The organism is Phycisphaerales bacterium, from assembly GCA_029268515.1.
Taxonomy (GTDB): Bacteria; Planctomycetota; Phycisphaerae; order Phycisphaerales; family SM1A02; genus JAQWNP01.
The window spans coordinates 16194-35587 of record JAQWNP010000007.1; the positions used below are offsets into that span (position 1 = coordinate 16194).

The window sequence follows — 19394 nt, forward strand, 5'->3', positions numbered from 1 at the left end:
TCAATCAGGATAGCGGCTTGGGGCCTTTTGGTCAGGAATGAGCCCCGTGCGCGACAGGTTGCGATTTAGCTTGTTTCGGTGTTTTCGCTCGGGGCCTCAGTGACCACAGCCTGGGCCACAGGTTCTTCATCGACAACGGTTTCCATCGTGGCGATGGGCTCTGGAGCTGTTTCTGGGGCAGCATCAGTCGCTGGTGTTGCAGGGCCTTGGTCACGCAAGTTGATCTCGTCGGACAGTGAGGCCTGGCCATCAGATTCTTCAATCTGCTCTTGTGTGACGTGATCGGCGCGTGTGACCATGCCACGAAGCAGTTGCTCCGAGAGGTTGCATCCCTTCTCGATGTTGGCGATCTGATCAGCAGCAGCCTTAAAGTAGGTCAGGAAATAGATGCCTCTTTTATTTCCCTTGATGTCATAGGCAAGGCGACGTTCATCCCACTTCGCAAAAGAGATGACCTGCGCATCAGCCCGTGCCAAGAGTTCGTGGACATGGTCAGATGCAGCCTTGAGGTCGGTTGCAACAGAGGCCGGGAAAAGGAAGAGGCCTTCATAGGTATGGGTGCGGATCTTAGACATTTGAATTAGTACTCCGTGACCAGTCGTAGGTCTTTCTCAAGCAGTCGCTTTTCGATTAAATCGGTTCATTGTTTCGGTTGTGCCGGCAGTGACCCAGCAGGTCGCTGCTGCAACGGCATCTTCAAGAGCGGGCTCAAGTTGCTCACGCTGATCTTCGCGAAAGCGCCCGAGAACATAATCTTTTTGAGGAATTTGCCCTGGTTCATCAATACCAATACGCAGGCGTGCGTATTGGCCAGAGCCCAGTCGTTGTTCAATATCAGTGAGGCCATTGTGCCCACCAGCAGAACCACTGGGCCGCATGCGTATGCTGCCGCACGGTAGGGCGACATCATCAACAAGTACCAGGACGTCTTCCTCAATATTCAACTTATAGAAATTTGCTGCCTCGCTGAGGCTTACGCCAGAGCGATTCATGAACGTCGTTGGCTTTACAAGTAGGACTTTCTCGTCACTGATCTGAACATCAATGACGACGGCATGGAACTTGCTTCTGGCCGGCGCTGCATCGCCATAGCGTCTGGCCAAGCGATCAAGTACATCGAACCCAACATTGTGTCGGGTTGAAACATACTTAGAACCGGGATTGCCAAGGCCTGCGATGAGCTTCATAACATTCATGCAACGAGGTGGTTACTCGCTGGCATTACCCTCTGCTTCGTCAGATTTAGACTCTGTAATTACTTCTGGCTCGGCGCCTTCAGTCGTGACGTCTGCTTCTTCGCCCAGCTCTTCCTCTTCCTGTACGAAGATGATTGAAGCAATGGTTGAAGTTGGGTCTGCATCGCATCGGACGCCAGGTGGTAGTTCGATGTCAGCAATGGTGAGCATGGTTTCCATCGACCCCAGGTCTACTCGAATTGAATCAGGAATAGCACGAACCTTGCAGATCACTTCGAGGTCACTTTGCTCTGAGCGGAAAATAGCGCCTGGTTTCTTGGATTCTGGCGCTTCGCCATGGAACTCCAGGGATACCTTCACGGTCACCTCTTGGTTCAGGTTGACACGTGCAAAGTCAATATGAATCACATCATCGCCAAGGCAGCCGAATTGCAGATCTTTGACCAGGCAAGTGGCCTTTTTCTCCTTGCCAATTTTGAGTTCAATGACGTGAGCTCCAGCATGGAGCGTACGTAGAATCTCTTCGGCATTGAGGCTAATTGCTTCAGGTGTTTCTTCTTGTCCGTAGATCACCGCTGGAAGCCGGCCATCTTTTCGGAGTCGCTGGCTATAACGGGAGCCAGTCTTTTCGCGTGGCTCAGCGGTGAGGGTTGGGTTTTCTGAACTCATGATGTCGTCCTTGTTTGGCTCGAGCCAGCCGCTTCAGCGGCTGCAACTCTTTTTGAGCGGTTGATTTCACGAAACAGTGCCGAAATCGACATGTCGTGATGAATTCGATAGATCGCTTCGCCAAGCAGATTGGCGACGGTCAGTTGGGTCAGCATTGGTCGGATGGGATCGAGTCGTCCATCATCATCGGGAATGGTGTCTGTCACGATCACGCGAGAGATTGGTGCCTCATTGAGCCGTTCCATGGCCAAGCCGACCATGACCGCGTGAGTCGCAGCAACAATGACATCTCGAGCGCCGTTTTCCATGACAACGCGAGCCGCTTCGCAGACAGTGCCAGCTGTGGAGACCATGTCATCGACCATGATGACTGTCCGGCCACTGGTGTCACCGATCAAATGGTTCGAAGTGACATTCATGCCTGAGACGCGACGCTTGTCAATAATGGCGAGCTCGGCGTTAAGGAGCGTTGCGTAGTTGGTCGCCACTTTGACGTTGCCAACATCAGGCGAGACCAGCACGATATCGCCCAGCTCGCTGCGAATTGATTGAAGGTAGTTGCCAATCACCTTGCTTGCGGAAAGGTGATCGACGGGAATATCAAAGAAGCCCTGGATTTGAGCTGCATGAAGATCCATACATAAAAGGCGGTCGGCACCAGCTGCAGTAATGAGGTTGGCGACCAGTTTGGCAGTAATGGGCGTACGACCTTCATCCTTGCGATCTTGTCGGGCATAGCCAAAGTAGGGGACGACAGCGGTGATGCGCCGAGCGCTCGCTCGCTTAAGGCAGTCGATGTAGATCAGCAGCTCCATCAGATTGGCGTTGACCGGATCGCAGGTTGGCTGCACCACAAAGCAGTCGCGGCCGCGCACATCTTCTTCAATCTTGACAATGACTTCGCCATCGGGGAACAGCTCTGTATTGGCGGCAGCAAGCGGGATATTGAGGTGGCCGCACATGGTCTCTGCAAGCTTGACGCCAGAGCGTCCGGCAAAGATCTTCAGGTCGTCTCGATCAACAGCACTCATTGCGTGATCTCCTCAGTTTGTGTGCGGGCTTGTTTAGAAAGTCGATTTCTAAGGATCGCATCTACCTCGGCAAGATGTTCTGGCGTGTTAATCGAAAGGACATCTTCTGGTGGCACGCCATCAACGAGTTCGACATGTTGTCCGAGCTCATTGAGCCGCATCGGTAGCGTGGTCACGTAATACTCGCCGGAAACCCCGTCTGGCCTGAGCTCTGACAGCAGACGAAAGAGCGTTTGCCCATCAAAGCATGCATAGCTTGGGTAGACCTCGTGGATTTTCTTTTGCTCGTCGGTGCAGTTTTTCTCTTCGACGATTGCCTCAAAGCCACCACTCGAATTGCGAACAATTCGTCCATACGTCGTTGGGTCGGGAATGACGCTTGTGGCGAGTGTGGCCGCAGCATCAGTGGCGCGGTGTTGCTGGATCATTCGTTCAATGGTTTCAGCTCGAATCAACGGTCCATCGCCGGCCAGTACGAGCACATCACCTTCGCCATCTTTGAAGTGCTCATGAGCGCATAAAGTGGCATGCCCTGTACCGAGTTGTTGGTCTTGTACTGAGAAGACTACGTCATCTGCAGCGACTGCTTGTTTGACATCTTCAGCACCAAAGCCCACCACCACGGCAATTTTGTTGCAGCCAGCGGCACGGCAGGCATCAATCACCCATGAAACAATGGGGCGGTCTGCCACTGGGTGAAGGACTTTTGGTAGATCGCTATTCATACGCGTACCTTTGCCTGCAGCCAAAATGATAGCGCCGAGCTCTTGCTCGTTGGTGCGATTGTTTTTTTGGCTCATGCCGCTATTCATCGCGAACGTAGCCTTACGTGGTGCGTTCTTGTCTTGCGTGGGCTCAGGCGGCTTCAAGAAGCTGGCCCGCCAAGACTTGAACTTGGAATGCCTGTACCAAAAACAGGTGTGTTACCGATTACACCACGGGCCAGTGAACCTGCCATGATTTTGTCTTGCGGTGACGGGGGCTGTTAAGCGTGGTCCGCGCGACAAGGCATGCAGGAGCGGCACTGTAAATCCCGAGGCGGGAGTATGTCGTTGCCGCTTGACATACCCCATGAGGCGCCAGCTTCGGGCTCAAGAATCACCCATCACTGTCACCAACGGCCCCTCAAAGGGGAGCGACAGATTGTATGAGGCCTATGAGGGGCGTCAAGGGGCACTCTCGATGCTGTGGGCACTGATTTTGTGGATTGCCCTGGGCATGGCCATTTTGAGGGGCTGTTTTTTTGCCATCTTGAGGGGACATCTGCTTTGAAGTGGGGTAGTTCTGTAGGGAGAGCGTTGAGTCCTGCTAATTGAGTGTGGGGACTTCAGATTGAGAAGTTCATGGCTGGGGTGGGAGAGAGAGGCTCCTTTGGTCACCTAATGGTGTGTGGCACTCAGATTGTGATCCTAGAAATACCCTGCCCGGCTATTTCAGTCGGATTTCTCTGGCCATTCTGATGCCCGCTGTAAGAAGACTCACCCCTGCCACCCCCCACGCAAATCGAATTCATGGTCATTGAGAGAAGGAAATAAAGCCCCCTCCCTGATTTGAGAGAAAGAAGAGAGAAAGACAGACGCCCCTGACTGGATAGGCATCCAGCGGGGGTGTTGGTCTATCGAAGGTTCTACCGTTGTTAAGAGGTTCAAGGGAACCACACCTGCAGGGTGACGCGTATCCAAAAGAGGTACGCCCTCATCGAACGCACCTGTTTAAGGATTCTGCTGGCCGCAGTGGTCTTTTTTTGAGTGCGTGTGCAATGAAATCATGGCAATGGCATATAGAAGCATGTAGAAGTCAGCGGGCTTGCGCGACGCCATTGGAGTCACATCATGTTCTTGCCCATAATAATTTCGGTGTTCTTCATTGTGTTCTTCGCTGGTCGTTTTGTCTACTTTCAAATCGATCTCGACTCACTGACCCCAGCCGTTGCTGAGGTCACGCCGTAATGGTCAACAAGCAAGCCATCTTGGAGAATTCAAAGCTAGGCGCTGACGCCTATGCCAGGCCAGCGCCGCGCCCGGCCGCCTTGCCGCCGGAGGATGCGCCTATGTCACCGCATCTTGATCTGGGCAGCTGGCGCGAGTGGGATCGAGGGCTCCGTCATTATCGCGTCGCGGCGAGTTCTAAAAAAAGCTTGCTTTGGATCGGGGCGCCTCTCCTGGCGGTCCTCATCTTGTTGCATTTCTATCTTAGTTTCTGGATATATTCTTCGGGTATCGGCGTCATCATGCCGGCGTTCTTCTTGTGGTACTTGATTGACCATGCTTTGACTGCACGTCGACGGTTGTCGCCCCGCGACAACTTCTTTGACAAGGTGATCGCGAGGGGGGGGCTAGTTTGCCCTCAGTGTGAAGTTCCTTTGGAAGCAGCCTCGGCGCCAGATCGATGGTCATGCAGTCAATGTGCCTCGAGCTACACAGGTCAACAACTGACGCGCTTGATCGATGGCAAGTTCGCCAAATTTCGTGCGGCCGATGCCTCCCCGGTTTGGAAGTGGATTTATAGAAAGTTAGGTTTGCACGCTGCGACAGATCGCATTGCCCTGGCATTCTGTAGTGTGGAATTCGCGATCATAGGTCTAACTTTCTATCTCTTGCTCGCCAGTCTCTTTGGGTTAATTGAAGCAGAGATATTTGACCGTAATGTGAGTGTGTTCGCTTTCTTGCCACCTGCATTTATCATCATCGGGACGGTGTTAATCATTGGTGGCATCCGCTTAAGACGGGAGCCTTACAGTCGCTGCGCCCATTGTTTCTATACCGTGCCAGAGGGCATCGCTTTGCCTGATCGCTGTAGTGAATGTGGTTGCAGCTGGCATGCGCCTGGTGGGCTACTGCATCACCGCATTGAGTGGCGGCCTGTGGGGTATGGCGGATTGGTTTTTTCTCTTCTTGCCCTTCTCTTGCTTGGCAACGGCATGTATCGTGATTGGCAGCTGAACCAAGCACTCCAAACGCCCACCACCGCAACAGCATCAGCGCTCATTGCGGGGCTTGGGCAAGACAATGGCTATTGGGGCGATGATGCCAAGGCGTTGCAGGCGGAACTGCACCAAAGGAACCTGACGCCCCTTGAAGATCAGTCGCTCGTGAAGGTCTATATCACTCGTCTAGAGGGTGATGAATCACTCGGGAATCTGGGCTGGAATTGGTTGATCTCAATGATAGATAGTGGGCAACTTGATGCAGCCACGGAAGATCGAGTCGTCCGCGCCAGCCCTTCAATTTCTTCTTCCTATGGAGTTGACTGGAAGTATGAGGTGCCATCCCGACCATCGATTTCACTTGTTCGTCACGCACAGATTCCTGTCCAAGCGATTGCATTGCAAGTGGTTATTAATGGTGAAGAGCAAGAGTGCTCGATTGGGCCATGGAAACGCGGCAATCGTAGGGCAGCGATACAGGTGGCGCCGTATGTGCCTCGCAAAAGCAGAAATCTGATTGAGGTCACGGTCTGGTTTTCCGAAGCCGGTTTCAAGATTGACAACGAGGCGCATCTCGCCCCAGCTTATCTCCGTGAGCACGCACCATTGGGTGTCTGGTCAGTATCAACCGAGTTTGAACAACTCGCACTGGAGGTTCCAAAGTTTGCCTTTGGTGATGTTCACTTTAGAAGCTACATACACCCTGATTCAGTTCTTGGGGGGTATGGGGCTGCACGCAAAAAAGAGGTGACGATCAAAGCGCCGAAACTTACCTCACAACAGGCTATCGAGCTTGTTGATGCCAAAGCGGCACTGGGTGCGCTGGTCAAGGATCCGATCTTGCAGGTGGCCCCAGTCACGGAATCTGGTCAATTGATCTGGGATGAAGCGGTTATTGAAGTGGTGCGCTCCTCAGGCAGTACGGAATTAGATCAGCTGGTGGTGAATTACATGGAGCTCGCCGATATCGAATTTGGTGTCAGTTGTACACATGTGCAAATCGATCTCGACTCACTGCACCCAGCCGTTGCTGAGGTCACGCCGTAAGAGCCGCCGCTCTTATCCGCCTAAGATCGCCGCGCAGCGTTCCAGCACACTTTCATCCAACGTCAAATCACTGGCCGTGATGTTCTCTTTTAATTGCTCAGGCTTACTAGCCCCAACAATTACGGAACTCACCTCGGGGCGGCGCAGGCACCAAGCCAAGGCCAAGGTCGCCAGCGGCAGCCCCATGCCATCAGCAACTTCTTTAAGACGTGCGACGATCGCATGGTTCTTTTCGGTGAGGCGCGGTTGTAAGAACTGGCCCTGCTCTGGATGCGCGGCGCGGGTTCCATCAGGCACGCCCTCAGCATATTTGCCGGTGAGCATGCCTTCGCCTAAGGGAGAGAAGGCCACGATGCCCATGCCCATCGCTTTGCAAGTGGGGAACGCCGACTCTTCCCAATGGCGCTCCAGCATGTTGTATTGCGGTTGGCTACTGATCGGCAGATGCCAGCGATGCTCTTCGCAGAGGCCGTGGGCATCAGCAATCTGTTCGGCGGTCCATTCACTGACACCCCAATAGAGAATCTTGCCTGTATTGACCAGATCGTTCATGGCTCGGCAGGTCTCGATCAGTGGTACTGACGGGTCATAACGATGACATTGATAGAGGTCGATGTAGTCGCACTCAAGGCGGCGCAGCGAAGCGTGGCACTGATCAAAAATATGTTTGCGACTCAGTCCACGATCATTGGCACCGGGAAAGGGCCACTCGCGTGACATGGGCCAGAAGACTTTGGTGGCCAGGACAATTGCATCACGGCGCAATGACTTGATGGCCTTGCCTAAGAGTTGTTCGGCGTCACCCTGGTCATAGACGTTGGCGGTATCAAAGAAGTTGATACCGTTGTCATAGGCAGTGTTGACCATCTGCTGGCCATGCTGGGTGGATTGATCTTTGAAGGTCAGCCAGGAACCGAATCCAACTTCGGAGACCTGCAAACCCCAGCGACCAAGTTGTCTGTATTTCATGGTGAGAAACTCCCATATGGGTCAACAGCGGTCGGGTACTGTATCCAAGGAAGGCAACCCTCGCCCATGGACCAACTCGTACCACCATCTGGCTTTGATCCCGATCAGCCCTCACCGCAGGATCTGCTGTGGGGATATCGCCAAGGCCTCTTCCCAATGGGCAGCCCCGAGCATGGGGGGCTGGACTGGTATTGCCCTGATCCACGGGCCGTTCTGGATCTGAGTGCCTTTCATGTCCCTCGGTCATTGGCCCGCAGGGTGCGTTCAAAGCGATTCGAGATTTGTTTTGATCGAGATTTTGAGGCCGTCATTGATGCCTGCAGCCGCCTGGATGATCAGAAAGAAGAAGGGAACTGGATTACGCCAGCAATTCGGGCGGCCTATCTGAGGCTCCATCAGCAAGGGCATGCACATAGCGTGGAGGCATATCGAGGTGGGGCCTTGGTCGGAGGCCTGTACGGGGTACGCATTGGGGCTGCTTTTTTTGGTGAATCAATGTTCAGTGATCCTGGGCGCGGTGGACGCGATGCCTCCAAAGTGGCATTGGTCCATCTGGTTGAGCAGCTGCGGCTGGCCGAGTTTTTATTGCTTGATGTGCAATTTCATACGCCCCATCTCGAGCAGTTCGGATGCCAAGAATTGCCCCGTGAGGATTATCTTGAGCAGCTCGCGGTCGCAGTTGAGCAGCAATGTGGCCCCCTTGGGGCTGCGAATCTGTAGGATGTCGCCGCTGAGATTCAAACTAGGAGTGATGAACGATGGAATGCGGCCTCGTTGGTTTTAGTTCAACAGGAAAAAGTACGCTGCTGGCGGCGCTGGTTGGCGGGCAGAGCAAAATCAGTTCATCTGGCTCAGCGATGAAGCCAGCGATGGGGATGGCGCCTGTGCCTGACCCACGCTTAGAGACAATCGCAGCGCTGATTCCGCCAGAGAAAATTATTCCCGTCAGTTTGACGCTGATCGATATTCCTGGTCTGCCGTCAGGGCAAGATCCAAAGCAACTCAATAATGTGCTTTCTCACTTGCGTCAGGTCGATGCGCTTTGCTTGGTGCTCCGTTGCTATGACGCCCCTGGTCTGCCAGAAGCTGATCCAGTAGCGGAGGCACGCGCTTGGGATGACGAAGTTGTGTTGGCAGATCTCATTGTGGTGGAAAGCGCTCTTGATAAAGCAAAACGCGCTGCTCGAGGGCGTGATCCCGAAGCGCCGGCGCGACAATCGTTGCTGGAAAAGGTTTCTGCCACATTAGAAGCAGGTATGCCGGTTCGTGAAATGGCCAAAGAACTCGATGACACAGAAACTCGTTTGTTGAGTGCCTATGGCTTGATTACTTCAAAGCCAGTGCTCTTTGTGGCCAATGTCGGAGAGGATGACCCCAGCGGGCAAGGGGCGGCAGCGACAGCGCTGGCCGAGTACGCGGTTTCCAAAGGTGCTTTGAGTGTGCCGGTTTGCGCCGTACTTGAAGCAGAGATTGCCGAGATGGATGTGGATGACCGCAATGAGATGTTAGAGGGACTGGGTCTCAGCGAGCCGGCCATTGGACCACTGGCTCGTGCGTTGTATCAGTCTCTCGGGTTGGCGTGTTTCTATACCGCTGGCGAAAAAGAGGTCCGTGCGTGGACGATTGTTCATGGTGCCACGGCGCCGCAGGCGGCAGGGGCCATTCACTCTGATATCGAACGCGGCTTTATTCGCGCCGAGTGTTTTCATGTTGATGATCTGGTGGCCCATGAGAGTGAAAAAGCTATTCGCGGAGCGGGCAAGCTTCGCAGTGAAGGCAAGTCATACGTCATGCAAGATGGTGATGTGGTGCACTTTCTTTTTAATGTCTAGCTCTTTGTTGTTCAATTAAGTAAAAGAACATGACTAAGTCAGCGACCAAATGTAAACGGCGATGGCGAAGCAAATGGGCAGGGCTCCGATGGCAACCACGTAGAGCGACAAGGCGCGGCGTTGTTTTTTTGCGTAGCTGGCCAGTCCAAATAAAATCGCAAGTACTGAAAGTGGAATCGTCAAGAAAGCAAAGATCCAAATGCTTGCGAAGAAATCGTTGGCGGCTGCGTTGTCAAAGCTAAAAAAATGAAAGAAGTCATGGCCTTCATAGGCAGTTGAGGCATGCTCGCTGGCTACGTATAAGATGATTGCCGTGGCAAAAGTTAACATGGAACACACCATGCTGATGATTGAAATAATCAGTAGAAGTGAAAAGTTCTGTTTGTTCATTATTTCTCGGCCTTCCTGATATGACGCGTCACTTCGTGATGTAGTTTAGAATCATTGGGCTTTGCAAAGGTGATCTCTAAGTAGTCGGAAATATATCCGAGCGGAACCACAAGCAAAGAACAGACGAGGCTTAATTTTGCAATTCGTCTATAGGATAGAAGCTGTTCTTTTCTTCATGCGGCGTCTTCCGATTCAAAATTGTTTAGTGCACATGTTCGGCGATATGCAAGATGGTGATGTGGTGCACTTTCTTTTTAACGTCTGATGCTCAAATTGAATCAACAGAGAGATTGGCCACTCAATTAGACTTATGCAGTGAGTCCCCAAACCAGTACAAGGGCAAGTATCAATGTGCCGCTGGTGATGGTAAGGAATAGGGATGCTTTGCGGTGTTGCTTACTGCGACAGCTGAGTAGTCCGCAGACAAAGGTAATTATTAAACCCGGAAGCACGACAAAGAACAAGAGTAGCCAGTCAATGAAGAGCACTAAACAAAAAAGATTTAATCTTGCGTCGGAGGATGTTTTGTCGCTGGGATTGTCACCGCTTAAGGCGAGCCCTAAGAATCCGAGCAGAACCGCAAGCAAAGAACAGATGAGGCTTACTTTTGCAACTCGTTTTAGGATAGAAGCCGTTCTTTCCTTCATGAAACGTCTTCCTTTTTAAAGATTTTTAGTCAATGCGTAGGCGATAAGTAAAGCGAAGCTGATTGGCTATGCGTTCTTCTTAAACACTCTCATTGACTGGCGATCTGAGTCCGGCTGAGAAGTAGTTTATAGTGAAACAGTTGCCCGCATGCCCGTGCGACTAATCGATGAGCTCATCTGAGAAAGGTCATTCCATGCAAGATCAAGAGACAACAGGAGATAAGCAAGCCAGTCGTCCTTGGATTTGGATTGTTTTACTGCTTGTCTTCGTCGTGCTTCTGTTGGTTTTTGCCGTGGTCTTGCCTACTGGCGAGCCGTTCGATTCGAATACTTGGAAGCAAGCTCAAGCTGGCCAGGACGATGCCTCGATCGAGACGAGATTTCAGATGGCCGAAAGTGTGGTTGCATCGGGGCTGCTTCTTGGCAAGCCACGATCTGAGGTCATCGCCTTGCTTGGGAACGATCCTCATTCAGGCTATTTTGAAGGAAGCCTGGCGTATGAGCTGGGTCCCCAGCGGAATAGTTACTTTGCCATCGACTCTGATTGGCTGGTGATTCAATTTGATGGTGATGATCAGGTGGTCGAAGTACGTATCAGATCAGATTGATGCTCTTTGGACTCGCCCTTGATGGGGTGGGCCCTTTTCTCGCACCAGTATGGGGCGTAAACTGGCCTTAAATTGCTAAGTGCTTGCGGCATAAGCCGATGATGTTGACAATGAAGTCACCTCTGTCAATCAGAGGCAGGAATGGAGTCTGCTGTGGCCAGGAGGGCCTCTGACAAATCAGCTCGAACCAGTATGTTTCAACGCCGTGTGCGTTTGCTGGTGTTGCTGTTGCTGGTTGTACTCGGTATTGAGTTCATTCAGTTGGCACGGCTGTCTCTTTTCGAGGGCGATGAGCTACTTGCTCAGGCTGAGGCTCGACTTGTCAGACGTAATTATCTACCAACCTATCGCGGCAGACTTCTTGATCGGAATGGTCGGATTATTGCCGAAGATCGGGCTGCCAGTGACATTGCCATTGCCTACGAGTTACTCAATGGAAATTGGCAGCGGCATAAGTCACGGGTCAAGGCCAAGCGCATGGTCGGTGCGACTGCTTGGTCAGAGATGACCGCTTCGGAGCGTGATGAAGCAGGGCGAGCATACTTACCGCTTTATGAACAAGAAGCTGAAGGTCTGCTTGAGACTATTGCTGGGCTCGGAGGTATTGGGCAGCTTGAGATGCAGCGCCAAATTGATGAGATCAAAGGGCGCGTCCAGCGCATGGCATCGACGGTTTGGGCTCGGCAGCTCAGTGACCATCTCGCGAAGGGGCGCTCAGAAAAGACTTTTCGAGTCAAGCCAATCCGAGAGCAAGAGCAGGCCCATGTGGTGCTCGCTGGACTTGATGAAGAGAAGGCGCTTTCGATTGAATACGCCACCGAATCGCATCGCGATCTGATTGAGATTCGTCCAACACGAGCCAGGTTTTATCCTTGGTCGGCCCAAGAGGTCACGTTACGGCGTGACAACTTGCCAGCACCGATTCGAGCGGCGTCGCCGATGACGGTGCACAGCACTGGTGTGGCGGACCATTTACTCGGCAATGTTCGTTCGAAAGTATGGCGAGAAGATGTGCAGCGCCGGCCAATGTCAAAGCCTGATGGGCTTGATCTGGGTGGATACCGCCAAGGTGATGAAGTCGGAGCCAGTGGTTTGGAGTGGGTGCTTGAAGATCGACTGCGCGGTGAGCGCGGTTTAGTGCGCACGCGCGTTGATCGCGGTGTGATGGAACATCGAAAGTCAAAGCCCGGTGGGGATGTGCCGCTGACCATCGACATTGAGTTGCAGGCTCGCGTGCAGGCTATTTTGGACCCAAGCTTTGGTCTTACGCAGGTGCAGCCTTGGCATCGCAATACTGGACTGCCCCTAGGCACACGGCTCAATGCAGCGGCTATTGTTTTGGAAGTTGCAACAGGTGAGATCCTTGCGGCTGTTTCGATGCCAACAATTGATATGGGCTTGCAGATGTCTGATGTAGATCAAGACATCGCGCAGCCCATTGTGAATCGACCCTTTGAAGCAATCTACCCACCTGGATCAATCATTAAACCGCTTGTTCTAGCCGTTGCGTGTGCAGAAGATCAGCATCGGCTTCATGACCCCATTGAATGTACAGGCCATTTTTTCCCCAACCGGCCCACGGTGGCTCGTTGTTGGATCTATCGGCAGCAACACAATATGGGAACCCATGGGCCGCTGATTGCATCGGAGGCACTGGCTCGTTCCTGCAATATCTTCTTTTACACGTTGGCGGATCGACTTGGTTTGACACGTCTTGCTGAGGGGTATCGCCAGCTTGGGTTGGGACAGATGTTAATGCCCGTAAGAGGCCTGGGCACTGTGGGCGGTGATGGTGAGTCGAGGCGTTTGCTGCAGTCATCTGGTTTGGTGCCCGATACGATCTCACAGCGCGCTCAAGGACGTGGTGGTGAGCTTGCATTTACGACAGCGATCGCCGGTATTGGACAGGGGCCCATTGCATGGACGCCACTTCAAGCAGTGAACGCCTATGCCATGCTTGCTCGTGGTGGTGATGTGCGCGACCCAACGCTGATTGCTTGGGCCCAGGGGCAGTCGCCTCAGCCACAGCGTATGGCATTGCATATGGATGAAGCGGTACAGGCTTCGATTCTCAAGGGCTTACGAGAATCTGTCTCGAAGCGCTATGGCACTGGGCACCATCTGACCCATAGCGGTGGGCAACAAGAGCCAATCTTTAACGCCCCTGGTGCGATGGTTTGGGGCAAGACTGGTACAGCCCAGGCGCCGCCTCGAAAGTATGACTCTAATCAGGATGGTCAGCTGAATCATGAAGATGAAGCTCAAGGTGATCTTGATCATGCATGGTTTGTTGGTCTTGCTGGCGATGAAACCAGCCAGACGCCGGCGTATGCGATTGCAGTGATCGTGGAATATGGTGGCTCAGGTGGTCGGTGCGCTGGTCCAGTGGCCAATCAGATTGTCTGGGCACTACAGGAAACGGGATATCTTGAGCGTCCATTCAGTGACAGCGCCGTCATGGATTCGGCGCTGATGTTGGTGCCAGGTGGTGGCTTGATGCGTTCTGCAATGCCATCGGGATGGCCGCAACATGTTTTGCAAGGTGGTGTCAATGAAGGTGATCAGCCTTCGTATCAGGAGCAGCAGCCTTAGTGAGTGGTGTCGCAATAAAACGAGGTTCCACACAGGGGCGATTGCCGGGCGCAGGTCGGGCGATGCACGCCTCACGTGTCGTCATGATCAATCCAGCGCTGATGAGCTGCGCTGCGGCACTCTTTTTGAGTTTGCTTGGTGTTGTGGTTATTGGCACCACTGAGCCAGGGTATGCGGCTCGACATGCCATGTTGTTGTCGGTGTCACTTGTGACGGCATGTATTGTTGCTTGGGTTCATCCTCGCACTTGGTGTCAATTGGCGATACCGGGCATGGTGTTCACGCTTGGATTGTTGGTGTTTGTGTTGGTGCCTTGGATACCAGATGCGCTGGTCCACCCTCGGCATGGGGCGCGACGCTGGATCAATTTAGGTCTGATCGATATGCAGCCATCAGAACTGGCAAAGGTGTCATACATCGTGGTCTTGGCTGCTTACTTCCGGTATCGAAAGAACCACCGTAGTTTGCGTGGCCTCGTGATTCCCCTGGGCCTGACACTTATTCCGATCGGGTTGATTTTAGTAGAACCAGACCTTGGGACTTCGCTTCTGTTCTTGCCCACCTTATTTGCAATGCTGATTGCCGCTGGAGCGCGATTCAAACATCTTCTTATTTTGATTCTCTTGGGATTGGTGGCTGCAGGTTGTATGGCGCCGCTACTGAAGCCCCATCAGCGAGCACGGATTGCAGCGATGGTTGCTCATGTGCAGGGCGATACTCAGTTCGATCATGACATTGGGTTTCAAGGTGCTCGGGCGCGCACATTGATCGGGGCTGGTGGTTTGACTGGACTGGGACGTGAGCAGGCTTCAGTGCTGATTGAGTACAATCACCTGCCAGAAGAACATAACGATATGGTTTTCGCGGTCATCGGTTGTCGTTGGGGCCTGCTTGGAGCAGGGGTCACATGGCTGGCCTTTTTGGTCTTGGCCGTTGGCGGGATCATTGCAGCTGCCCGCACCAAAGAGGCATTTAGTCGTTTGCTGGCAGTTGGTATCGTGGCCATGCTGGTGAGCCAAATGCTCATCAATACTGGTATGACCATTGGTCTGATGCCCATTACAGGTTTGACACTGCCTTTTGTGAGCTATGGAGGTTCAAGCCTGATTATCGCCTGGATTATGATGGGACTGCTGATGGGTATTTCAATGCGAAGATCACCAATACTTGCCAAATCCCCCTTTGAGTTCGACGATGGTGAAGATGAGTAGTTCCTTTACACCACCCGACGAATTTCTTGAGAAGGCCCAAGCAGCTGGCATTGGATTTGAGCCCGGTGATCTGGAGCGCCTCGAGGGCTATGTTGCCGCCTTGATTGAAGTGAATCAGGTGATGAACTTGACGGCTATCGCCGAGCCCGCGGAGGTGTGGCATCGTCATGTGCTCGAGAGCCTGCGCTTAATAGGGCATCTGCGTGCGGTCGAGGCCTCATCGGTACTCGATCTGGGATCGGGTGGGGGGTGCCCCGGATTGCCACTGGCCATTGTATCGCCAGATATTCGGATGACATTGCTTGAAGCGACAGGCAAGAAAGCGAATTTCCTTAAAGAGATTAGTCAGTTCTTGGAGTTAGAGAATGTGACGGTTATTAATGCTCGCGCAGAAAATCATGGCCGCTTCGATGGCAGGGAGATGTATGAGGTCGTGTTAGCAAGAGCGGTTGGTCCACTTAATGTTTTGGTTGAACTGGCGGTACCGTTGCTTTGTGAGGGCGGCGTTCTTGTTGCTGTTAAGGGTGATCGCGCTGAAGCGGAAATAGCTCATGCAGCAACAGCTTTAAAGTTACTGGGCGCTCAAGTTCAAGACACGCTTCGTATGGAAACCGCCACGGTTGTCAGTGTCGTCAAGGAATCGCCAACCAATCGCCTCTATCCACGTCGCCCGGGGGAACCCAAGCGATCGCCATTGGGCGGCAAGATGGCAAGTAAGAGCCGCTTATGATTCTGGATGTTGAAGAATTTCTGACGCCGACCAGCGCCGTCGCTGGTGTGCTTGAGGGGTTTGAAGAGCGTTTAGAGCAGAAGCGCATGGCTGCAGCGGTCAGTGGTGCTCTTGCCAGTGGTCAGCACCTGCTGGTAGAGGCAGGAACAGGCACAGGAAAGTCTTTTGCGTATCTTTTGCCGGCACTCAAGCGCGTTGTTGAACAGCGTGAGCGAATTTTGATTTCGACCAATACCATCAATTTGCAAGAGCAACTTGTCGAGCGGGACATTCCAGTTCTCTTGAGTACGCTGTCAGATCCAGTCCGTGCGGTCTTAGTCAAAGGGCGTGGCAACTATATTTCTTTACGCCGTATGGAACTGGCCATCAAACGACGTGGGCGAATTCTCTCGCGACCGAGCGAGCATGCATCGCTCGATGTCATCGATCGCTGGGCTCGTGATACGCGTGATGGAACCCTCGCGACGTTGCCGCAACTGAGCGCCCCGGGGGTCTGGGACCATGTGGTGTCCGATGCGAATAATTGTATGGGGCGGCGATGCCCCACCTACGAGAAGTGCTTCTATCAGCGTGCTCGTAAAGAGATGGAAGACAGTGATCTCCTGATCTGTAATCACGCAGTCTTTTTCTCCGATCTTGCCCTTCGCATGCAAGGCAGTGGTTTCTTGCCGGCCTATGACCATGTGATTCTCGATGAAGGTCATGCGCTGGAAGATGTGGCCGCCGAGCATTTTGGATTGAGTATTAGTGAATCACAGGTGGCCCATCTTCTCACTGGGTTGTGGGAACCATCTGGATCAAAAGGCTTCTTAGTTCATCTGGCTGGACTGGAAACTGGTTCTGCGCAGATTGACGCTGCTATTAAGCAGGTGCAACGCTGCCGTGATCATGCTGACAACTTTTTTAACAAGCTGGAACAATATGCCCAGTCCCATGGTGCTGCCAATGGGCGGATTACTGAGCGAAATGTTGTAGAAGAGTCTCTCAGTGCGTCACTGTCTGATCTTGCTGAGTTGCTCAATATCATTCGTCAATCAGTGGATGATGAGCAAAGTGGCTTTGAGTTAGGTAGCTTTCTGGAACGAGCTCGAGAGCAGTCCCAAACGATCGAAGGGCTTCTGAATCAGGTGTTGCCGGGCTGCGTTTATTGCGTGGAGGTGACCAGGCCGGCAAAAGGGCCACGTCGAGCAGTCATTAAGTGTATGGCTATTGAGGTTGCTGGCTTACTGCAGGACCATCTCTTTGGCCGTCAGAAATCAGTGATCGTCACCAGCGCTACATTAACAACCGTGAGCGGCGAATTTGAACACATCGCAAAGCGTCTTGGTTGTGAAGAAGCAGAGACCTTACAAGTTGGTAGCCCCTTTGATCATGCACGACTCATGCGTGTTGTGATTGACCGCAGTACCCCCGAGCCGCGAGATCCGCAAGTTGTTGAAGGACTCTGTCAGCGACTGGAGGTCTTGCTCGAACGCACTGATGGGGGCGCTTTTGTATTATTTACGAGCTACAGCATGCTCAAAAAGGTTGCCAATGCCATGGCTGAAGTGAGCCGTGCGCATGGTTACCAGCAATTGGTGCAGGGAAAGGGTGGCACGCGCTCTGTCCTACTTGAGCAATTTCGTACTGACCATCGCTCTGTACTGATGGGTACCGCTAGCTTCTGGCAGGGTGTGGATGTTCGCGGGCAGGCGTTGCGTAGTGTGATTATTACACGGCTGCCTTTCGAGGTGCCGGATCGCCCCTTGGTGGAAGCTCGCTGCGACCTGATTAAGCAGCGTGGCGGCAACCCCTTTAAAGATGACCAGCTGCCCAGGGCGGTGTTGCGTTTTCGGCAGGGTATCGGCCGCTTGATTCGTTCAACGACGGATGAAGGACTGGTGGCGGTACTCGACCCTCGTATTATGACCAAGGGCTATGGGCGAAGTTTTCTCAAGGCTTTGCCACAGGGGGTGGTGGTGCGAGAGGAAAATTTAGTGGATCCTGCGGTCGAGGGATGTGAGTATGTCGTCAGTGAGCAGGGCTTGGAGCTGCTTTAGCAGAAACCATTGAAGTTGCTCAAGGTGAACGCGTTCGTCGGCTATGATCTGTCTCTCCCAAAACAAGAGCCACCTTTAAAATCAGAAAGCAAAAAGAGACATGATTGGCAAAGTGTTCAAAGCCTATGACGTTCGGGCGACCTATCCAAAGCCATTGACTGAAAAAGTGGCTTGGCAGATTGGGGCTGGGGCTGCTCGATATCTGACCGAATTTGCAGCCGCAGCAGGGCGTGAAGAGCCCATGATGAAGCACATTGTGGTTGGGCACGATATGCGCACGCATTCACCAGTATTGGTTGAGGCGCTTTGTAATGGCATCCGAGATTTCGGTGTTCATGTCATTGATATTGGCATGGTCGATACGCCGATGATTTACTTTGCTGTGAACCATCTTGGGTGTTGTGGTGGTATTCAAACGACGGCAAGTCATAATCCTGCCAACTACAATGGGTTTAAGTTTTCGAAGATCGCAGCGAAACCGGTTGGCATGGGGAGTGGTCTTGAAGAGGTGCAACGTTTTGCGGTGGTCTCGGATCCGAATAAACCTCGTAACGGTGGCGGTCGAATTGAAGCCCGAGATTTATGGGAACCCTATCGAGCTCATGTTCATCAGTTTTTAGATCCTGGATTGCTTGATGGGTCAAAGCAAATCAAGGTCGCTATTGATGCGTCCAATGGCATGGCTGGGACCATGGTTCCTAAATTGTTTGGAGATGTTCCAGGAATCAAAATCAATAAGATCAACTTTGATAATTCAACAGGTGTCTTCGTGCATGAACCGAATCCACTGGTCGAGAGCAACCTTCAGCAGTTGAAAGAAACGGTTGTCTCAAAGAAAGTTGACTTAGGGGTTTGCTTCGATGGGGATGCAGATCGTTGTGTGGTTGTTGATGAGCAAGGATCGTCTATTGGTTGTGATCTACTGACGGCATGGCTTTCGGAAGGCTTTTTAGCGAAGTCGCCAGGGAGTGCCGTTGTCTTTGATCTTCGATCAAGTAAATCAGTCTCTGAAATGATTACCGAGGCTGGTGGTCGTCCTGTGAAATCGCGGGTTGGCCATGTCTTCATGAAGCAGGCCATGGCTGAGAACAGTGCTGCGTTTGGCGGGGAGCTCTCTGGTCACTTTTACTTTCGTGATAATTTCAATGCAGACTCTGGTGCGATCGCGTTTGCGGCTGTTGTCAGCGCACTGATTAACGCGGATACGAAAATGAGTCAGCAGATTGAGCGCGCCAAGCGTTATGTGCAGTCTGGCGAAATGAACTTTGAAGTTGAAGAAAAGGAAGCAGCTATGGAAACGCTTGTGGAAGCGTTTTCAGATGCCACTTTGGAAGAACTTGACGGTATCACGCTTGATTCAGGTGATTGGTGGTGCAACGTGCGGGCCAGTAATACAGAGCCCTTGTTGCGACTCAATTTAGAAGGGCCAAATGCCGCTACAGTTGATGCAAAAGTGGCTGAAGTCGCTGAGCATCTTGCCCATCTAGGCAAAATGGTAGATCACTAA

At 52.6% G+C, this 19394-nt stretch carries 17 protein-coding genes and 1 tRNA gene; 9 read left to right on the forward strand and 9 right to left on the reverse strand.

Going from position 1 to position 19394, the window contains the following annotated elements:
• Positions 1–65: 65 nt before the first annotated feature.
• The 6 genes from rpsF to P8J86_05775 form a co-directional block, all read right to left on the reverse strand.
• Complete coding sequence (gene rpsF, locus P8J86_05750) at positions 66–575, reverse strand: 30S ribosomal protein S6 (GenBank protein MDG2054194.1); 510 nt, start codon at positions 573–575, stop codon at positions 66–68.
• Positions 576–611: 36 nt separating this feature from the next.
• Complete coding sequence (gene pth, locus P8J86_05755; GenBank protein ID MDG2054195.1) at positions 612–1187, reverse strand: aminoacyl-tRNA hydrolase; 576 nt, start codon at positions 1185–1187, stop codon at positions 612–614.
• A 21-nt stretch (positions 1188–1208) separates the two neighbouring features.
• Entirely contained in the window at positions 1209–1865 is a 657-nt protein-coding gene (locus P8J86_05760) for a 50S ribosomal protein L25 (protein MDG2054196.1), read from the reverse strand.
• A complete protein-coding gene (locus P8J86_05765) occupies positions 1862–2896 on the reverse strand; it encodes a ribose-phosphate pyrophosphokinase (protein ID MDG2054197.1) in 1035 nt (344 codons plus the stop codon). The genes P8J86_05760 and P8J86_05765 overlap by 4 nt, the downstream gene beginning before the upstream one ends.
• A complete protein-coding gene (locus P8J86_05770) occupies positions 2893–3696 on the reverse strand; it encodes an NTP transferase domain-containing protein (protein ID MDG2054198.1) in 804 nt (267 codons plus the stop codon). Before P8J86_05770 ends, P8J86_05765 begins: the two co-directional genes overlap by 4 nt.
• Positions 3697–3769: 73 nt before the next feature.
• Positions 3770–3841 (reverse strand) — tRNA-Gln (locus P8J86_05775).
• Positions 3842–4946: 1105 nt separating this feature from the next.
• Between P8J86_05775 and P8J86_05780 the strand changes: the two genes are divergently transcribed.
• Entirely contained in the window at positions 4947–6869 is a 1923-nt protein-coding gene (locus tag P8J86_05780) for a hypothetical protein (protein MDG2054199.1), read from the forward strand.
• A 12-nt stretch (positions 6870–6881) separates the two neighbouring features.
• On the opposite strand, the gene P8J86_05785 is transcribed toward P8J86_05780, so the two are convergent.
• Positions 6882–7838: an aldo/keto reductase family protein gene (locus P8J86_05785; protein MDG2054200.1), complete on the reverse strand. Its 957-nt coding sequence runs from the start codon at positions 7836–7838 to the stop codon at positions 6882–6884.
• Positions 7839–7904: 66 nt separating this feature from the next.
• On the opposite strand from P8J86_05785, the gene aat reads away from it, so the two are divergent.
• Both aat and P8J86_05795 read left to right on the forward strand, forming a co-directional pair.
• A complete protein-coding gene (gene aat, locus P8J86_05790; protein ID MDG2054201.1) occupies positions 7905–8558 on the forward strand; it encodes a leucyl/phenylalanyl-tRNA--protein transferase in 654 nt (217 codons plus the stop codon).
• A 38-nt stretch (positions 8559–8596) separates the two neighbouring features.
• On the forward strand, positions 8597–9670 hold the full coding sequence (locus tag P8J86_05795) for a DUF933 domain-containing protein (protein MDG2054202.1): 1074 nt from the start codon (positions 8597–8599) through the stop codon (positions 9668–9670).
• 33 nt (positions 9671–9703) lie between these two features.
• Here P8J86_05795 and P8J86_05800 read toward each other — a convergent pair whose 3' ends face one another.
• Both P8J86_05800 and P8J86_05805 read right to left on the reverse strand, forming a co-directional pair.
• Positions 9704–10060 carry a hypothetical protein gene (locus P8J86_05800; protein MDG2054203.1) on the reverse strand — a complete coding sequence of 119 codons (357 nt, stop codon included), beginning with the start codon at positions 10058–10060 and terminating at the stop codon, positions 9704–9706.
• 308 nt (positions 10061–10368) lie between these two features.
• On the reverse strand, positions 10369–10707 hold the full coding sequence (locus P8J86_05805; protein MDG2054204.1) for a hypothetical protein: 339 nt from the start codon (positions 10705–10707) through the stop codon (positions 10369–10371).
• Between the two features lie 167 nt (positions 10708–10874).
• Here P8J86_05805 and P8J86_05810 point away from each other — a divergent pair, with 167 nt between their 5' ends.
• The 6 genes from P8J86_05810 to P8J86_05835 all read left to right on the forward strand — a co-directional run bounded on the left by P8J86_05810 (position 10875) and on the right by P8J86_05835 (position 19394).
• Positions 10875–11315, forward strand: a complete 441-nt coding sequence (locus P8J86_05810; protein ID MDG2054205.1) for a hypothetical protein — start codon at positions 10875–10877, stop codon at positions 11313–11315.
• 153 nt (positions 11316–11468) lie between these two features.
• On the forward strand, positions 11469–13907 hold the full coding sequence (locus P8J86_05815; GenBank protein MDG2054206.1) for a penicillin-binding transpeptidase domain-containing protein: 2439 nt from the start codon (positions 11469–11471) through the stop codon (positions 13905–13907).
• Positions 13907–15118 (forward strand): FtsW/RodA/SpoVE family cell cycle protein, encoded by a 1212-nt coding sequence (locus tag P8J86_05820; GenBank protein ID MDG2054207.1) that lies wholly within the window; start codon positions 13907–13909, stop codon positions 15116–15118. Before P8J86_05815 ends, P8J86_05820 begins: the two co-directional genes overlap by 1 nt.
• A complete protein-coding gene (gene rsmG / locus P8J86_05825) occupies positions 15111–15848 on the forward strand; it encodes a 16S rRNA (guanine(527)-N(7))-methyltransferase RsmG (GenBank protein ID MDG2054208.1) in 738 nt (245 codons plus the stop codon). Before P8J86_05820 ends, rsmG begins: the two co-directional genes overlap by 8 nt.
• Positions 15845–17887 carry a helicase C-terminal domain-containing protein gene (locus P8J86_05830; GenBank protein ID MDG2054209.1) on the forward strand — a complete coding sequence of 681 codons (2043 nt, stop codon included), beginning with the start codon at positions 15845–15847 and terminating at the stop codon, positions 17885–17887. Before rsmG ends, P8J86_05830 begins: the two co-directional genes overlap by 4 nt.
• Positions 17888–17987: 100 nt before the next feature.
• On the forward strand, positions 17988–19394 hold the full coding sequence (locus P8J86_05835; GenBank protein MDG2054210.1) for a phosphomannomutase/phosphoglucomutase: 1407 nt from the start codon (positions 17988–17990) through the stop codon (positions 19392–19394).

What these genes read in the sequence shown, in the direction of transcription:
- rpsF (MDG2054194.1), bottom strand. Translation starts at nt 575, where the DNA reads ATGTCTAAGATCCGCACCCATACCTATGAAGGCCTCTTCCTTTTCCCG.
- pth (MDG2054195.1), bottom strand. Translation starts at nt 1,187, where the DNA reads ATGAAGCTCATCGCAGGCCTTGGCAATCCCGGTTCTAAGTATGTTTCA.
- P8J86_05760 (MDG2054196.1), bottom strand. Translation starts at nt 1,865, where the DNA reads ATGAGTTCAGAAAACCCAACCCTCACCGCTGAGCCACGCGAAAAGACT.
- P8J86_05765 (MDG2054197.1), bottom strand. Translation starts at nt 2,896, where the DNA reads ATGAGTGCTGTTGATCGAGACGACCTGAAGATCTTTGCCGGACGCTCT.
- P8J86_05770 (MDG2054198.1), bottom strand. Translation starts at nt 3,696, where the DNA reads ATGAGCCAAAAAAACAATCGCACCAACGAGCAAGAGCTCGGCGCTATC.
- P8J86_05780 (MDG2054199.1), top strand. Translation starts at nt 4,947, where the DNA reads ATGTCACCGCATCTTGATCTGGGCAGCTGGCGCGAGTGGGATCGAGGG.
- P8J86_05785 (MDG2054200.1), bottom strand. Translation starts at nt 7,838, where the DNA reads ATGAAATACAGACAACTTGGTCGCTGGGGTTTGCAGGTCTCCGAAGTT.
- aat (MDG2054201.1), top strand. Translation starts at nt 7,905, where the DNA reads ATGGACCAACTCGTACCACCATCTGGCTTTGATCCCGATCAGCCCTCA.
- P8J86_05795 (MDG2054202.1), top strand. Translation starts at nt 8,597, where the DNA reads ATGGAATGCGGCCTCGTTGGTTTTAGTTCAACAGGAAAAAGTACGCTG.
- P8J86_05800 (MDG2054203.1), bottom strand. Translation starts at nt 10,060, where the DNA reads ATGAACAAACAGAACTTTTCACTTCTACTGATTATTTCAATCATCAGC.
- P8J86_05805 (MDG2054204.1), bottom strand. Translation starts at nt 10,707, where the DNA reads ATGAAGGAAAGAACGGCTTCTATCCTAAAACGAGTTGCAAAAGTAAGC.
- P8J86_05810 (MDG2054205.1), top strand. Translation starts at nt 10,875, where the DNA reads ATGAGCTCATCTGAGAAAGGTCATTCCATGCAAGATCAAGAGACAACA.
- rsmG (MDG2054208.1), top strand. Translation starts at nt 15,111, where the DNA reads ATGAGTAGTTCCTTTACACCACCCGACGAATTTCTTGAGAAGGCCCAA.
- P8J86_05830 (MDG2054209.1), top strand. Translation starts at nt 15,845, where the DNA reads ATGATTCTGGATGTTGAAGAATTTCTGACGCCGACCAGCGCCGTCGCT.
- P8J86_05835 (MDG2054210.1), top strand. Translation starts at nt 17,988, where the DNA reads ATGATTGGCAAAGTGTTCAAAGCCTATGACGTTCGGGCGACCTATCCA.